This window comes from Desulfonatronospira sp. (genome assembly GCA_003563255.1).
In the GTDB taxonomy this organism is placed as follows: domain Bacteria; phylum Desulfobacterota; class Desulfovibrionia; order Desulfovibrionales; family Desulfonatronovibrionaceae; genus Desulfonatronospira.
The window spans coordinates 1-14,662 of record PWSL01000198.1 but is presented as its reverse complement, the minus strand read 5'-3'; the positions used below and the strand labels follow the sequence as shown (position 1 = coordinate 14,662).

At 51.1% G+C, this 14,662-nt stretch carries 14 protein-coding genes and 1 pseudogene; 7 read left to right on the top strand and 8 right to left on the bottom strand.

Annotated features, from left to right (window positions below; all coding sequences use genetic code 11):
- The coding region (locus QZP87_RS05815; RefSeq protein ID WP_291321980.1) for a hypothetical protein at positions 1 to 185 on the top strand (185 nt) is incomplete at its 5' end.
- Between the two features lie 221 nt (positions 186 to 406).
- Here the strand turns inward: QZP87_RS05815 and QZP87_RS05810 are convergent.
- Positions 407 to 729 (bottom strand): annotated as a pseudogene (locus QZP87_RS05810) (transposase); the annotation flags it as partial.
- A gap of 53 nt (positions 730 to 782) precedes the next feature.
- Between QZP87_RS05810 and QZP87_RS05805 the strand changes: the two are divergent.
- Positions 783 to 2,591, top strand: a complete 1,809-nt coding sequence (locus QZP87_RS05805) for an ABC transporter ATP-binding protein (RefSeq protein ID WP_291321979.1) — start codon at positions 783 to 785, stop codon at positions 2,589 to 2,591.
- Positions 2,592 to 2,662: 71 nt separating this feature from the next.
- Here the strand turns inward: QZP87_RS05805 and QZP87_RS05800 are convergent, their stop codons facing one another.
- The 5 genes from QZP87_RS05800 to QZP87_RS05780 all read right to left on the bottom strand — a co-directional run bounded on the left by QZP87_RS05800 (position 2,663) and on the right by QZP87_RS05780 (position 8,076).
- Positions 2,663 to 2,788 carry a hypothetical protein gene (locus QZP87_RS05800; protein ID WP_291321978.1) on the bottom strand — a complete coding sequence of 42 codons (126 nt, stop codon included), beginning with the start codon at positions 2,786 to 2,788 and terminating at the stop codon, positions 2,663 to 2,665.
- 20 nt (positions 2,789 to 2,808) lie between these two features.
- Positions 2,809 to 3,663: a hypothetical protein gene (locus QZP87_RS05795; RefSeq protein ID WP_291321977.1), complete on the bottom strand. Its 855-nt coding sequence runs from the start codon at positions 3,661 to 3,663 to the stop codon at positions 2,809 to 2,811.
- 718 nt (positions 3,664 to 4,381) lie between these two features.
- Complete coding sequence (locus QZP87_RS05790) at positions 4,382 to 6,304, bottom strand: asparagine synthase-related protein (protein ID WP_291321976.1); 1,923 nt, start codon at positions 6,302 to 6,304, stop codon at positions 4,382 to 4,384.
- Positions 6,301 to 7,548, bottom strand: coding sequence for a nucleotidyltransferase family protein (locus QZP87_RS05785; RefSeq protein WP_291321975.1), 1,248 nt, complete (start codon positions 7,546 to 7,548; stop codon positions 6,301 to 6,303). The genes QZP87_RS05790 and QZP87_RS05785 overlap by 4 nt, the downstream gene beginning before the upstream one ends.
- A 42-nt stretch (positions 7,549 to 7,590) precedes the next feature.
- Positions 7,591 to 8,076, bottom strand: a complete 486-nt coding sequence (locus QZP87_RS05780) for a lasso peptide biosynthesis B2 protein (protein ID WP_291321974.1) — start codon at positions 8,074 to 8,076, stop codon at positions 7,591 to 7,593.
- A 702-nt stretch (positions 8,077 to 8,778) separates the two neighbouring features.
- On the opposite strand from QZP87_RS05780, the gene QZP87_RS05775 reads away from it, so the two are divergent.
- From QZP87_RS05775 to QZP87_RS05760, 4 genes are all read left to right on the top strand, one after another.
- Complete coding sequence (locus QZP87_RS05775; protein ID WP_291321973.1) at positions 8,779 to 9,027, top strand: AbrB/MazE/SpoVT family DNA-binding domain-containing protein; 249 nt, start codon at positions 8,779 to 8,781, stop codon at positions 9,025 to 9,027.
- 151 nt (positions 9,028 to 9,178) lie between these two features.
- Positions 9,179 to 9,532 carry a VanZ family protein gene (locus tag QZP87_RS05770; protein WP_291321972.1) on the top strand — a complete coding sequence of 118 codons (354 nt, stop codon included), beginning with the start codon at positions 9,179 to 9,181 and terminating at the stop codon, positions 9,530 to 9,532.
- An 896-nt stretch (positions 9,533 to 10,428) separates the two neighbouring features.
- Complete coding sequence (locus QZP87_RS05765) at positions 10,429 to 10,836, top strand: hypothetical protein (protein ID WP_291321971.1); 408 nt, start codon at positions 10,429 to 10,431, stop codon at positions 10,834 to 10,836.
- A 172-nt stretch (positions 10,837 to 11,008) separates the two neighbouring features.
- On the top strand, positions 11,009 to 12,232 hold the full coding sequence (locus tag QZP87_RS05760; RefSeq protein WP_291321970.1) for an outer membrane beta-barrel protein: 1,224 nt from the start codon (positions 11,009 to 11,011) through the stop codon (positions 12,230 to 12,232).
- 80 nt (positions 12,233 to 12,312) lie between these two features.
- Here the strand turns inward: QZP87_RS05760 and QZP87_RS05755 are convergent, their stop codons facing one another.
- A complete protein-coding gene (locus QZP87_RS05755; RefSeq protein WP_291321969.1) occupies positions 12,313 to 12,594 on the bottom strand; it encodes a hypothetical protein in 282 nt (93 codons plus the stop codon).
- Between the two features lie 65 nt (positions 12,595 to 12,659).
- The gene (locus tag QZP87_RS05750) at positions 12,660 to 12,944 is read right to left on the bottom strand and encodes a PqqD family protein (RefSeq protein WP_291321968.1); all 285 of its coding nucleotides are present in this window, start codon (positions 12,942 to 12,944) and stop codon (positions 12,660 to 12,662) included.
- A 900-nt stretch (positions 12,945 to 13,844) separates the two neighbouring features.
- Between QZP87_RS05750 and QZP87_RS05745 the strand changes: the two genes are divergently transcribed.
- Positions 13,845 to 14,411, top strand: a complete 567-nt coding sequence (locus QZP87_RS05745; RefSeq protein ID WP_291321967.1) for a polysaccharide biosynthesis/export family protein — start codon at positions 13,845 to 13,847, stop codon at positions 14,409 to 14,411.
- Positions 14,412 to 14,662 lie beyond the last annotated feature (251 nt).

Here is a 14,662-nt window from a genome sequence, read left to right as displayed (position 1 = left end):
GCATGCCGGTGATCATATCCAGGGACAGCTATGGTCTCTGGCTGGACAAGTCCGTGCAGGAGCCCAGATTTTTGAAGACTCTTTTTGAACCTGCGGCCGGACTGTCCCTCAGGATTTACAAAGTGGGTTTCAAGGTGAACAATCCGACCTTTGAATCAGAGGAGATAATCCGGCCGGTGGTTTAATACGGCCGTCCATGTGATCAATCCGGGCTTGCAGCAGGCAAAGCATTCGACCTTTTAGATCCGGCACCTACTTTTAAGAAGAGTTACGCTTTCCATGTGCTTTACAAACAAGTTTAAAAGTAGGTGCCGGAAGCCGCTTTTGCCAAAACCCCGGAGCCGGCATTCTGGATAAGGCTTTTGATTTTTAACTGTATATAAAATCCACACGTTGCGTCTAGGAGCCAAATATTGACACTCAAAATCTGTAGAATTGTGTACAGACTTGCATCAGGCTTGAGGTCCTTTTTCATGATGGCTACAAGAACGTAAACGGAAATGGCTATCCAGATTTTGGATTTTACTTCATTTTCTGTGGTGCCTTAAAAGGCCTTTATGCGCAGGTTTTGCTTGATCCACCTGAAAAAAGCTCTGCCTGCCATACGTGACCGAACAGTTACGCGATGGTCAATGCCGGCAAAGAGAAGTTTTTGGTCAAAAACACATAGAGTTTCTGAGTTTCTGGATCGCGGTGTTTGACCCTGCTCATTTTTTCCGGGTAGACGCGGGATTGGTAGTAGCCAGTCAACTGGATGATTGATCGCACGCTTTAAATTACCAATGTCCACACTTAGAAAAATCCTCTTCCTTCTGTCCATACAAGAGCGCCGCAAAGGATATCTCCTTTTGTTCATGACCCTGGTCATGGCATTTCTGGAGACCGCCGGGGTGGCTTCCATCATACCCTTTATGTCTGTACTGGGTAATCCTGAGGTTGTGGAGACTAACCGCTGGCTCTTTGCAGTTTATGATGGGCTGGGTTTTACAGAACCCCGAAGTTTTCTCTTTTTTCTGGGTCTGGTGGTTTTTGGAGTCCTGGTAATTTCTATTATTTTCAAGGCGCTGACTTCATGGGCCATGCTCAGTTTCACCAATACGCGCGTTCACTCCCTGTCCTGCCGTCTTCTGAAGGGGTATCTGGGCCGTCCCTACAGCTGGTTTTTGAACCGGCACAGCGCGGACCTGGGCAAGAGCGTTCTCATCGAGGCCGAATTCGTGGTCCATGGGGTCATGGTTCCATGCATGCATCTCATGGCCCAATGCGCTCTGGCCCTTTTTCTCATAATCCTGCTGGTAGTGGTGGATCCGGGCCTGGCCCTCATGGTCGCTTTGATCCTTGGCGGTGCATATGTGCTGATATATGTCGTTCTCAGGCCATACCTTTCCCGTATCGGCGCAGACCGGGTGGTTGCCAACAGACAGCGTTATCAGGAAGCCCAGGAGGCTCTGGGCGGGATCAAGGAAGTAAAAGTCTTCGGCCGGGAGGATTCTTTTTTCAGCCGTTATGCCAGCCCTTCTTCCCGGTTTGCCAGACACCAGACCAACAGCAGCATAGCCGGGATGCTGCCGCGCTATTTCATGGAAATCATGGCTTTCGGGGGCATACTGCTCATCGCCATGTACCTGTTCAGAACCCATGAACACTTCAGCATGATCCTGCCCATACTGGGTGTATATGCTTTTGCCGGTTACCGGCTTATGCCCGCTTTGCAGCGGGTTTATCAGCTTATGGCCCAGCTCAGGTTCGGCCTTCCGGCTCTTGATGAAATGTATAAGGATATTCTGGAATTTGAGCAGAATCAGAGCACCACCCCGGATCCCCGGGCTGAGCCATTGTACCCCGGGTCAGCCATTATCCTGGAGGATATCAGCTTTACCTATCCCGAAGCCCGGATTCCTGCCCTGAACAGGATAAATCTGAAGATTCCAGCCAAAACAACTGTTGGACTGGTGGGCAGCACAGGTTCCGGAAAGACCACCACCGTGGATATAATTCTGGGTCTGCTCATTCCGGAAAAAGGGCGCCTGCTTGTTGATGAAACACCCATCAATGCCGACAATGTCCGTTCCTGGCAGCAGAGCCTGGGTTATGTGCCTCAGCAGATATACCTGAGTGACAATACAGTGGCGGCCAACATCGCTTTTGGTGTTCCGCCGGAGCAGATTGACAGAGATGCGGTTGAAAATGCTGCCAGGATCGCTGAGCTGCATGATTTTGTGATTCAGGACATGCCCAACGGCTATGACACCTTTGTGGGAGAACGCGGGGTGCGTCTGTCCGGCGGGCAGCGCCAGCGTATAGGTATTGCCAGGGCCCTGTACCACGATCCAAAAGTGCTGGTCCTGGATGAAGCCACCTCTGCCCTGGATAATCTAACCGAAAAATACGTTTTGCAGGCCATCATGAGGATGAAGGGGGAGAGAACCATAATTATCATCGCCCACAGGTTAACCACTGTCATGGGCTGCGACCGGATTTACCTTTTTGATCACGGTCAGGTAAAGGCCCAGGGAACTTATGATGAGCTGATAAAGAAAAGCGATCAGTTCAGAAACATGGCCAGGGGTTTAGACAACAAGAAAGAATAGTCCAAGATAAGGATAAGTCCCCATGTATGGCTGCCGGCTGGTAGGTTTTAAGCAGGTTGAACACCGTAGAATCACCGGCGGTATTTTTCCGCGAGTTCTCCTGCCCGGCCAAGGGCCTGGACATAAGGCGCCATGCGGGCCTGGTCGTTTATCATGTCACCGTATCCGGTGAGGCTGTAGCCGGTGGGTTTATTCATCCCCTGTAAATAACCTTCTTCTAAAAATGACCGTTCACATGCTCCACAATTGACTGCCGGACCATTGCCAGATCCTCATATCTCCGGGGATAATCCAGTCGAAAATGAATCGGTTGATTAGCCAGCCTTGCCAGATGATCAAACTGGTCAGCCAGCAGGTGATGATCCTCAATATCCAGCAGAAATGAGTGTTTTACCAGTTCCACCAATGCATCGGCACCGCCCAGGGGCTTAAAATCAATTGCCTGGGCGCTGCCGTCACCCAAAAAATAAACCCGGCGCAACGGTAGAGCCTGATTGCAAAAGGCTATACCTGCGCCGGCCATAAACCTTGATTTGGAGGTATAATTAACAGCTGGTGCCATTTCTGCGCCAGGTGGAATTAGGGCCTTCTCGCTGTCAGCCCACAGCCGAATTGAAGGATGACTGGGCACGGCCTGGTATCCACCGTCTGCAACCTCCAGAACCAGCCCGTCATCGGTGAGAAAACGAAAACCGTTTCTGGCAAAAGAGGCTGTTAAAGTGGATTTCCCTCTGCCGGCTTCCCCGACAAAAGCGAAAGCCATGCCGGCTATTTCTACAGTGCCGGCATGGAAAACAAGTTTTCCCAGTTTGCTCAATGCCAGCGGCAACACCTGATTCAAATACAGATGCTTTGCTGTCTCTTCCGGCACATCCGGCGCGGGGCGGCAAATAACAAGTGAGCCGTCTGAGGAAACTTCAAAATCCGCCATACCCGGAAAGCGCAGGAGATAGCCCGTATCTGTGCGGTAAAAGGCTGTCCACAATACCCCATCGGGGAAAACCCACTGGTGAAATGGTTTTTTTTCTATCGATAATTGATCGCGTTGGTCCAGTAATTTAAAATTGATCACGAAACCTTATCCTTGTCCATAGCTGCAAAGCAAAACGTGAAATTCTCCCTGACGATGAAAAAAAGACTAAGGTAGTCTCAGTCTCAGAGAATGGCCTGCTCAGCGGGGACATGGCATTTCTCTGTCGTCCATTATTGTCAATAGAAAAATCGGCCAGTTCAGGAAATGGCAACAGAGAACCGGCTTCTGTTTTGGCCAGGAGCAGGGTCGGGCTGCCGGCATACGACTGCCAGCGATGAACCGGGTTTCAAGCACTAGAAGATTACTTCAGGCCACAAAGGCGACAAGGAAGAAACGAAAAGATTGATGTACTTTCATTTGCCGGTAATCAAACGAAATGGGAGACAAATGAATGTACAACCTGTCCAAAATAATATCCAGATTTTGGACAATTCATCTTCTTCAAGTCTTTATTGTTGCGTCCTTGGCATATTTGTCGGGTCTGCCACGCTGAAAGCTTGATTCAAAATGTTTTGTTTAAAAGTATATGGGAGTAAGTCAAATTAAGGTCTTGGTACTCCTTGTCCAGAAGGGTTTTGAAAATCTGTCTCCCTTGCTCTAGTATTTGTCCCTGCTGCAGTCAAATCACGCATGGCGCCATAGATGGTAAGTTTCGGTGCATGGTAGGTGTGTCCATGGGATTGTTCTTCCAGCTGTTTCCGGTCTTCAGAGTTGTGAGTCATTTTTGATCTCCTTTTAAACTAAACATTTCCAAGGGTTACCGCCACGCCTGGCTATGAAGCCAGGCAGACAGATGGACCGCTTCGTTTACTCTTTCCGCCCTGGCGGAATCGGATTTATCAAAATAATCATTCCAGGCTGAGCTGAGCGTATCTGAGTCCAGATATGGCTGCATTATATTCCATTTGGCTTCAATGTCAATACGCATGCCCTCTTTCATATATGCCATCAGCGCAGCTGTATATTGCCAGCCCAGGTGCTCTTTGCCCCGCCGCCAGCGTACCGGTTCCGGGAGCAGTCCTTCCATGGCCCGGCGCAGGACCGCCTTGGGCCAGCCTTTGGAAAGTATCTGGCTTCCCGGCATGGTTAGACAAAAGTCCACCACCCTCAAATCCAGAAAGGGGTCGCGCGGTTCCACGGCAAGAGCGGAAGCCGTGCGGTCGTAGCGCTCGCGCCCGACAATAAGAAAATTGTGGTCTATGGCGCGCGCGCGTTCCCGGCCATAGCTTTCCCTTAATCCCTCAGGTTTTCCCCCGTTCATGGTCTGCAGGCGCTCTCCCAGGGCCACGCGCCTGGCAAAAGACGGGCTGATCAGTGAAGCGCGGATGTTCTCCCGCAGCTTCCGCTGCTGAACCCTGTGTTTTAAAAACCCGCGGTGCAGTCGCCGTATCAGCTCCGGGGCAAACGCTGATTTTGCCCCTTGATACATTCTTCGCCAGGCCGGATAGTGCCCGCCCCAAAAGCCGCTCAGACCGACGGCTTCGCGCCAGGCTGTCAGCCAGTGTCCCGCCCGAAGCAGTCTGGCAATGTGACTGCCGTGGGAAAGTACAATGTCTCCGCCCACCCCGTCCAGCATAACCCTGATCCCCTTGCGGTGAGCAGCCAGATAAATGGCTCGCAACAAGGTCATGTGATTGTCAAAGGGTTCATCCAGATTCCAGGTCAATTCTGCCAGTTCCGGCATGAGGTCGTCAAGCTGATCATAATTAATTATATAGGGGTCCAGGTTATCCATGGTTAGGGCGGCATAAATGGTGCGGGTTTCAACGCAGGTTTCGGGATTTGGTCCCACAGCGGAAACTGTGGGCAGCGGTCCGCGGCCTTGATCAGCCAGTATTTTCCGGGCCACGGCTACTACAGATCCAGAGTCCATACCGCCGCTTAGCATGGCACCCACCGGTCCGGCCCCCCGGAGGCGGCAGGAGACCGCTTTTGTAAACACATCCAGAAAAGCCTCGGCATAAGCTTCATCTGAGGACAGGCGCAGCTCCGGGCCGGGCTCCAGGGTCCAGTAACGGCGGTGCCGCATGCCATGGGGAGTTACCGTCATGGTATTCGCCGGGGGCGAGCGGAAGACGTCTTCAAAAAAGGTGCTGGTCCTGTCGAGGCCTTCCAGTTGGCTGACCAGATAATCAGCTATCCGACCCTCGTTGATACGGTAAGGGACCTGCGGCAGCTTCAGGATGGCCTTGGGTTCAGAGGCAAATGCCAGGAACCGGCCCGGTGAATAATGGTAATACAAGGGGCGCATGCCGAAATGATCCCGGCCGCAGAAGAGCGTTTTTTCAGCCGGATTCCAGACGGCAAACGCATAGTCTCCCAAAAAACGCTTTACGCAATCTTCTCCCCACGCAAGGTAAGCTTGGAGGATTATGCGCGCATCACCAATGCGGCCTGGGTTGTTTTCTGTCAATGAAAGCCTGGCCAGTAAGTCGTCACGGTTGTCCAGGCGGGCATCGGCCGTGATGACGCAGCCGGACGCGTCATGGACAAGGGGAAGATGTTCATGGAGCGACTCGGGTGTGGTTGCCAGAAGTGTGTGCCCCAGGCCGGTCTGCCCATTTTGCCAAAGGCGCGTCCCATCCGGCCCGCGGCGCTCAAGGGGCACGGCCATCCGCTGCAGGTCCTCCATGGCTGCAGGCTCACCGGATATGTTGAATATGCCCAGGATGCCACTCATGGTTTTTTGCCCTTTGGCGCGCGGATTCGTCTAGCTATGGCATGACCAATGACCCTGCCCTGATCAAACCACCGGTAGGGGTAATAGGGCCATACTGCCCGGTCCTGCGGCACCGCGTAGCGGGCGCGCATGAAATCAGCATACGGGAAAAGCCTTTCAGCAATAAAGCGCATCTTTTCCCGGACAGGCAAACGGGCAAGGGTGTTTCGGGCCACTACCCACCGGTATCCCGGGCTATGCCTCTTTTCAATCATGAAGGGGTCTTCGTGATCCGGCCGCCTGTGGACCAGCTCTTCCAATACCCATGGGGGCACCGGAGTGGCAAAGGATTCAACCGCCCTTTCCAGGGCCCGGTAGACAGCGCCCGTCCACCCCAGGGCTGCCGCCTGGTGGATGACTGCCGGCCAGTGCAGATCGTTTTTGGTTATGAGCAGGTGCATATCCAGATCGCGCATGAGACTGGCACCTTCCCCCCCGTGTTGAACAATGCTGTGAACGGCCAGGTAGGGCAGGTGGGCCTCGGGCAGCAAAACCGTAATGCTCGTCTGGTCATCCAGTAACAGGGACCGGGTGTGCTGAAAAAACCCCTGCATGTGTTTTTCAGGAAGCAGCAGGCTGTTGTTGTGGCAACGAAGCCCGAAATGCAGCTCCAGCAAAACTTTATCAGACCGGCCGCCCTTAAGCACAAAATGATGTACACACAATTTTTTTGCGTATACCTCATCCCTGCCCTTGCGCTTTTCCAGGACCGCTGGATCCACCTGAGGCAGAATGCTGCGGGTATCAAGCTCATAGCCCAGGGTGAACAGGGTCTCCAGGGCCTGCTCACGCTGATCAAAGGGAACCAGTACATCCAGATCCCCCATGGGTCGCAGGCAGGACTGGGGATACACGGTGCGGGCCAGGGCCGCGCCCTTGAGCCATACGGCTGGAATCCTGGCGGATGAAAAGGCCCGGGAAACATTTTTCACGGCCTCTTCCATGAGGATATCCGCCAAAGCGGCCTGGCGGGCGGAGGCGGCGATGGCTGATCCGTTTTCAATGGATTCCGGGTCCATGCCGGATGATCTCACAGCCCAGAACAGCATGGGGGCAAGACCCTGGGCCAGGGCGGTTTCGGTAATACCTTGCCATTGGCCGGAAGGGACCTCAGAGGGCAACAGGCGTCTGGTAACCAGGGCGGCCAGCAGGCGGGGCGCTTCCCTGGTTTCGGAGGGATCTGACAGGGGTTGAGGGCTAAGCATGGGGCAGTCTCTGCTGGTGTTGCGTCTGCACAAAGGATTATTCTACATATCCGCGCATGAGCCGGCTTTGGTTACGGGTGCGGGAAAGGGAGCGAACCGCTCCCGCACATCCGCTGTGTCATTTATCACTTCGCCGTCAAGCTCTACCCAGGCATGGGCCGAAAAAACGCCGCCATCCTTTTTCACGCCCAGGTGCAGATCAGCGTCGATACCCATCCGGCGCAGCAAAACGCAGAGCACCAGCGAGCGGTCCAGGCAGGACGTCTGGCACAGGGTGTGGGCCGCGGCGATTGACACCATGCGGGCCGCCTGGCGGGCTTTTTCCAGGGCAGAATCACTGGAGCGGGGCACCTGCCCGGCTTGAGACGGTTCTTTTTCAAGACGGGATCGAACCTTTTGAAACCCCATACTCCTTTTAATCCGGAACACGGGCAAAAGCACTGCCGCCTGGATTAAAAAGGATCGCTCTGGCCGGGAAAGGCCTGTCCACCTTTTGTACTTATGCTGAATCAAGCTGCAAAAGGCCATGTTCCACCAGTTTTCCGATCAGCTCCTGGAAATCCCATATAAAAGGGAACTGATGGCTGATAACGTAAAGATATTTTTGGTTTTTCGGCGCAACGTATGGATTTTACATACAGTTAAAAATAATGAGCTTTATCCAGAATGCCGGATCCGGGATTTTGCCAAAACCCCGGATCCGGAAAGACGTACTGACTTTAGGGTTCAGAGTTCCTGGTTGCCGGTTTTTGATTTAAAGAGATAAACTTAATTTAATTATTGTCAGCTACTGCTATTATTAACCAAATATTAGTAGCTGGCAATAATGAAGTCAATACCAGGGCCAGGTTTTTTGCTTAGACCCGGCTTGTCCTGCACAGTCGGTTCAGGTCACTGATGGACATGGGGTAGCGAACCTCTTTTATAGAGACCATATAGGCACCCTCGTATCCACCTCAGAGCGATCATGGGTGGCCGTTTTGGACGATCAGTGACACCTGGGGCGCAATCAGTTCACGCCGTCAAACCTTTCTTTGTTTAACCGGTGCAGTTGTATTTTTCGCTTTGAGGAAAAAATATCAGCGGAACAGATGAAGATCATTCTGATAGCAATCCTGAATCAGAAGTCATAGATCGCATTGTACAGCTGAGCTTTCCCCCTGTGAAAGTTTGACATTACAATTAATGCTGCATAGTTTGATTAAGTCTGCCTGACAGGAGGACTGCAGCATGCCAACCGAAACGGTCACTGTGTCCAAGAGGGGCTGCATTGTTCTTCCGGCGCACATCCGCAGGAAACTGAATGTAAAGCCTGGAGCCAGGATGTTAATCCACAGGAAAAACAACCAGCTCACCCTTGAAGCTGTGCCGTCATTTACCCAGAAGTTATCGGTCATAACCCGCAAGACCATGGGGAGTACTCCTGAGGAGGTGGACGAATTTATTGACCAGTCGCGCAGGGAAAGGACCGATGATTGACGTCAAGAATTTGAAAAAGTCCGTCCAGGGCAGAAAAATGCTCATTGACAGCAATATCATTATTTATCTCACCCAGGAGACAGCTGAAATAATGCTTTCCTTCACGAATCAATAGCCGGGATCTTTGTTAGGCGGCATGAGCAGAGCAGCAGTGAGTTTGGATTTTAGAACAGGCAGCAGGGTGCTGCTGGTGATCATGCTGCTGCTTATCCCTTATGCCACCCTGACCCCTGATCCCGGGACCCCTGCTGGCTCAGCCCCGTACATGCACCTGGGAGGAATGGCCTGGGTGGGCCTGCTGGCCTGCCTTAGCTTTGAAGCAAACAGGACCCGGGCCTGGGCGGTACTCTTTGTATTTGCCTACAGCTCGCTCATGGAGCTCTTTCAGCACTATCTGCCATACCGTCACGGAACATGGGATGACGTGTGGCTCAACGGGATGGGGTGTCTGGCGGGCGTGGGAATTTTTGCGGCTGCAAAATGGATTGGGGGATTGAGGAATTGAGGGATTGGGGGATTCAGGAATTCAGGGATTCAGAGATTCAGGGATTGGGGGATTCGTGGAGATTGGCAGAGATTCACGGACGGGTCTTCTTGCAAAAATTTCTGCGATTATACCCGGGGCATTCTGTTTTCCGTTACTGTCTCTTCTCAGTGAAAATCTTCGATCCCCGCTTCTTGTAGGTTACCCTGATACCACTAATATCACAAATAACACTCTGCCTGTCTCCAAGGTCGACACCGAGAGTAAGCTTTGATGTTTTTTATTTTTACATTGACATTGGTATTGATTTACCATATATTTTTTATTATAGTTATTTTTACTGGACAGTCAAAAGTGCTCCTGTAATAAGCTCAATTTTTTTTGCTTATTCAGTACTTCTTTGGAGTCAAACCTGGTATCTGTCAGGATATATTGAGTTTATTTCTTTAAACCTAGAACCAGTAACCAGGAACTTTGAACTCTCAAGTTTTCTAATCAAAATAATAACAACACCAGCCCCGAACTTACGGACCTGAGGGCCATATCTTGTAATTGTCGAGAATAGTTACATGATTTTAAAAAATACTGCCCCTGCTTTCAGGCCGACGACTGTTAATTCGTTTCCATCCGGAAATTCCTTATTTCCGGATGCTGAAGCTATCGGTTTTCTTTCCGGAAACGAGGATTTTTTCTTTTGGAAAGGAAATCAAGCAATTATGAGGAGGCGTATCTTAATACGCTGACGAATAATTGTGCAGATTGACCACGCAAGGCCCGTGGCAGGCGCAGCCAAAAGGAAAAAGAACCGCTTCCGGATGAAAACTGTCAGATTTTTCTGCTTCGCTCAGACTCCGGTTGCTGGAAACTTCCGGTTCCACTCATACAAAGCAACGTATATATAAAAAAGGGGGAAGGACATGCGCAAAATTTTTACCACCACCATGAGCTTGATTTTTGCCGCAGGGCTCATCATTTGCCTGAGCACTACGGCAGCGGCCCAGGAACAAGAAATGTCCGATGCCGAAATTGACGCCCTGATCCAGCAGTTTCTGCCAGAGGGAGTAACCCTGGAAAACGCATTCACACATCAGATAGAGGAGGCCATACACCTTGCTGTAGCAGCCAATCCTGAGCTGGCGGACCAGATTGTAGCCAGAGCCGTCCAGGTCAGGCCTGATGAAGCTGAGACTATCCGGACTGCTTCCTCCAGTGCCCTGAAAATTGTCCTTGCCAGGGAGATCGTGCAGCATGACTTTTCGGAAAAATTCAGGGAGGCATTTACTCCGGGCATAGATGACGATCCTGCCAGTCCCACGATTCCTTAGTCCAGGATCAAAATTTACAAATACGGCTTCATATTTTTTTCTGTTAATTGATCAGCCGGCATCCTGCGCCTCTTACTCCCAGGGAACTGCTGACATCAGACGGCTGCCGTTTTTGGACATGGTCTCAGGTATAAAGCGTAAATTTAAAAACTGAAACCGGAAGGGGGATCTTATGAGACTGACTGGAAAATATATAATACCGGCGCTGCTGATCCTGTTCATGTTTTCCGGCACTGCCCTGGCCCAGAGGGGGGTTCCCATTCATGAAAAACCCAGGCCGGACTATGATCCCCTGGGAATCAGGGCCGGAGCCTTTACCATCAAGCCGGCACTGACCCTGGGGCTGGAATACAGTGACAATATCTACGCAACCAAAAGAGATAAAGAATCAGATATGATCACTACTGTAGCTCCGGAAATTGATATCAGTTCCAACTGGATCAGACATTTTCTGGGCCTCGATGCTGGTCTGGAGAGCGGATTCTATGCTTCAGAGTCTGATGAGAACTATCTGGACGGTCATATTTTCCTGAGAGGCAGGATGGACATTCTCAGAGAGTCTTTCCTCCTCGCCCGGGCAGGTTTCCAGCAACTGCATGAACAACGGGGCGTCGGCGAATTTTCTTACCAATGGGATGAACCCTCTGTTTACCAGCAAACCACTGGAGACCTTTCCTATTATCAGGGCATGGGCAGGTTGTCCTTTTCTACAGGAGGCAAATTCACCCGCCGGGATTTCAAAAGAGTGGATCTCAGGAGTGGAGATTCCCTGAACCAGGACTTCAGGGATTACAATACCTACCAGCTCCAGGCCAGGCTGGCTTATGAACTTAACCCCGATGTTCAGCCTTTTATCTCCGCCCGTTACGAATGGAGGCGCTATGACAAAAGCTGGGTAAAGCGAGATTCCGACGGTTACCGCATAGATATCGGGACGGGTTTTGATCTCGGCGGAGTGACCTCAGGCGAGGTCTTTGTAGGTTACATGAAACAGTACTATGACCACAGACCGGACATCAGCGGATTCTGGTACGGCCTGTCCATGCTCTGGCAGCCTACCAGACTGACTTCGGTTGAGGCCGAGGTGATGCGTTCCATCAAGGAGACCACCTTCCCCGATTCTTCAGGCACAAGATCGGTTGACGCGGAAGTCAGGCTGGATCATGAGCTCTTGAGAAATCTCCTTGTGGGCGCGTTTTTCGACTATACCCGTGATTCTTACCAGGGTGTCAATGTAAAGGACAACTACTACACATTAGGCCCCAGGGTGACCTATCTCTGGAACCGGAATTTAAGGGCTGAAGCCAAATACGCATACCGGACCAAGGACAGCAACCGCTCACACAGGGAATTCACTGAAAACAAGTTTTTAGTGTCCATCACCGGAGCGTTTTAGACGGGAAAACTGTCGGTTTTATCAAAATTCCTTCAATGAGCTGCCGGCTGTTGCGCTTTGAGCAGGCTGGACAGCGTGAATCACCGGCGGTATTTTTCCGGTAATTCTCCAGCCCGGCCAAGGGCGGTCCGGCCGTCCATGAGCGAAAGGATCAAGACGTCGGCCCTTGCCGGGTTCGCTGAGTGCAGGTACGTGATCAGCGGTTTTGACGCACAGGCTGTCAATGGACAGGGGGCGCCCAGGAAGGTGGACTGCCGGAAGGCGGCCCCGGGGCTTGCGCTGCCGGCCCGGCTGTACACCGGGGTGTTCCAAAGCAAGACATAATCCCCGCCGGACAGGTTTGCAGAAAATTCTACAGGCACGCGCTCCCCTGAGTGAAGGTTCAGCAGCGTTTGCAGGGGGAAAAAGGCCTGTCCAACTTTTGTACTTAAGCTGAATCAAGCTCCAAAAGGCCGTGTTCCACCAGTTTTCCGATCAGCTCCTGGAAATCCCTGCGCAGTGTTTCAGGGTCAACGTCGTATTCATGCAGCAGCTTTTGGTAGGCGGCCTGAACGGTAGTATTATCTTCGAGCGCCTTCCACATGCGCGTGCCCACGTCATCCAGGCCGAAATATGTTTCCGTGGCAAGATTGAGGATCACCGATTCACCGGCCACGTCGCGCACCATTACATCCCTGGGAATGGATACTCTTTGGGAGAAAATATCTTCCAATGTAAACTCCATTGAACTAATTAGTTTCCATCCGGAAACGGTTCTTTATCCTGGCTCCTCGACGCAACGTGTGGATTTTACACACAGTTAAAAATAAAGCGCTTTATCCAGAATGCCGGCTCCGGGGGTTTTGGCAAAAGCGGCTTCCGGCACCTACTTTTAAACTTGTTTGTAAAGCACATGGAAAGCGTAACTCTTCTTAAAAGTAGGTGCCGGATCCGAAGCGAGCTAGGCGGACTTAAGCCCGCACGTTATTTCCTGTGCACATGCTGGAATCCTGGTAAAGTGCGGGCTTTAGTCCGCCTGTGAGCAAGTTTTTGAGCCTTTTTGACAAAACCCCGGAGCCGGAAAGCCGTAATGTTCCATAATAATAAATCCACAGCAAAAGTCGAAGAGCCAGAAAATAGTAGCCGGCAATAATTATGTCAATACCAGAGCCAGGTTTTTAGCTTAGACCCTGCCTGTCGGGTACCCGGTACAGTTCAGTTCAGTGCTGGTCACTAAAGATGATGCACCTGCTAAAAGTCAAATATCGAACTTCAGCAAAACTTTGCATTGTAACTCTCTGATTTTTCTGTCATCTGTCCTCTGCGCCTGCAACACTGACTTTTTGCAGGCGCTTCAAAGATGGACAGGGAAAAGTGAACGGAGAGAGGCCTGGAATTTTAGACAATGCCGCGAGATGTTCAATTTTGAGATAAGAGTTCACCCTGCCTGATACACTGACGGACAGAATGTGCCCTCCTGGAAAAAGTCTATATTATTCTTTTGACTTTTTCAGCGAATTATTTTATCTAACTATGTATAAAAATATAGTATTTGCCTGCATTTTTTTCTTGAGGCCGGGGGGAACAATCTTTTAAACTGTCATATATTCATTTTATGCAATACAAGAAAACCATGATTCAGAGACAAGCACTTAAAACAATTATTTTTCTGGTTGTTATTCTGCTGGGGCCTGCCTTGCTGGCAGCGGACCAGGATGTTTCGGAACCTCGCGAGATCCTGGAAACCCAGTACACCCTGGGTCCGGGGGACAGGATCAAAGTTACCGTTTTCGGTGAAAAAGATCTATCAGGAGAGTTCCAGGTTGACGGAGCAGGAAACATCTCCTTCCCGCTGATAGGGGAGGTCCGGGTCAGCGGACTCAGCCTGCGGGAATTGGAACAGAGCCTGTTGGAAAAACTTCTGGACGGATACCTGGTGGATCCCAGCATCAGCCTGGAAGTTCTCAATTACCGCCCTTTCTACATCCTGGGCGAAGTTAACAAGCCCGGCAAATACGAATATGTGAGCGGCATCAACCTGTTCAATGCCGTGGCCATGGCCGGGGGCTACACCCATAGAGCCAGAAGGAACAGGGCTGAGATCACCAGGACCAATCCTGAGAAAATCATCGAAAACGCTGATCATTCTACAGTGATCCTGCCCGGGGATATCATTTTTATCCGGGAAAGGTTTTTTTAAAGAAATTCTGGAATTCTTAAATTCCGGGATTCTGGGATTCTGGGATTCTTGGATTTAGGGATTGGAAAGTTCAAGGTTCAACGTTCAACGTTCAGCGTTCAGGGTTCAAGTTTCAAGGTTAAGAAAATTTAGGGATTGGGGATCAGAGATCATAGGTCGGAAGTCGGATATCGGACGTCGCCCCGGTGAAATCTGCTGCGCTGATACTTCGTATATTTCACTGGGTAAAGATGTCGGTTCACGGCTCACGG

What these genes read in the sequence shown, in the direction of transcription:
- QZP87_RS05805 (WP_291321979.1), top strand. Translation starts at nt 783, where the DNA reads ATGTCCACACTTAGAAAAATCCTCTTCCTTCTGTCCATACAAGAGCGC.
- QZP87_RS05785 (WP_291321975.1), bottom strand. Translation starts at nt 7,548, where the DNA reads ATGCTTAGCCCTCAACCCCTGTCAGATCCCTCCGAAACCAGGGAAGCG.
- QZP87_RS05745 (WP_291321967.1), top strand. Translation starts at nt 13,845, where the DNA reads ATGATTCAGAGACAAGCACTTAAAACAATTATTTTTCTGGTTGTTATT.
- QZP87_RS05800 (WP_291321978.1), bottom strand. Translation starts at nt 2,788, where the DNA reads ATGAATAAACCCACCGGCTACAGCCTCACCGGATACGGTGACATGATA.
- QZP87_RS05780 (WP_291321974.1), bottom strand. Translation starts at nt 8,076, where the DNA reads ATGGCCTTTTGCAGCTTGATTCAGCATAAGTACAAAAGGTGGACAGGC.
- QZP87_RS05765 (WP_291321971.1), top strand. Translation starts at nt 10,429, where the DNA reads ATGCGCAAAATTTTTACCACCACCATGAGCTTGATTTTTGCCGCAGGG.
- QZP87_RS05790 (WP_291321976.1), bottom strand. Translation starts at nt 6,304, where the DNA reads ATGAGTGGCATCCTGGGCATATTCAACATATCCGGTGAGCCTGCAGCC.
- QZP87_RS05760 (WP_291321970.1), top strand. Translation starts at nt 11,009, where the DNA reads ATGAGACTGACTGGAAAATATATAATACCGGCGCTGCTGATCCTGTTC.
- QZP87_RS05775 (WP_291321973.1), top strand. Translation starts at nt 8,779, where the DNA reads ATGCCAACCGAAACGGTCACTGTGTCCAAGAGGGGCTGCATTGTTCTT.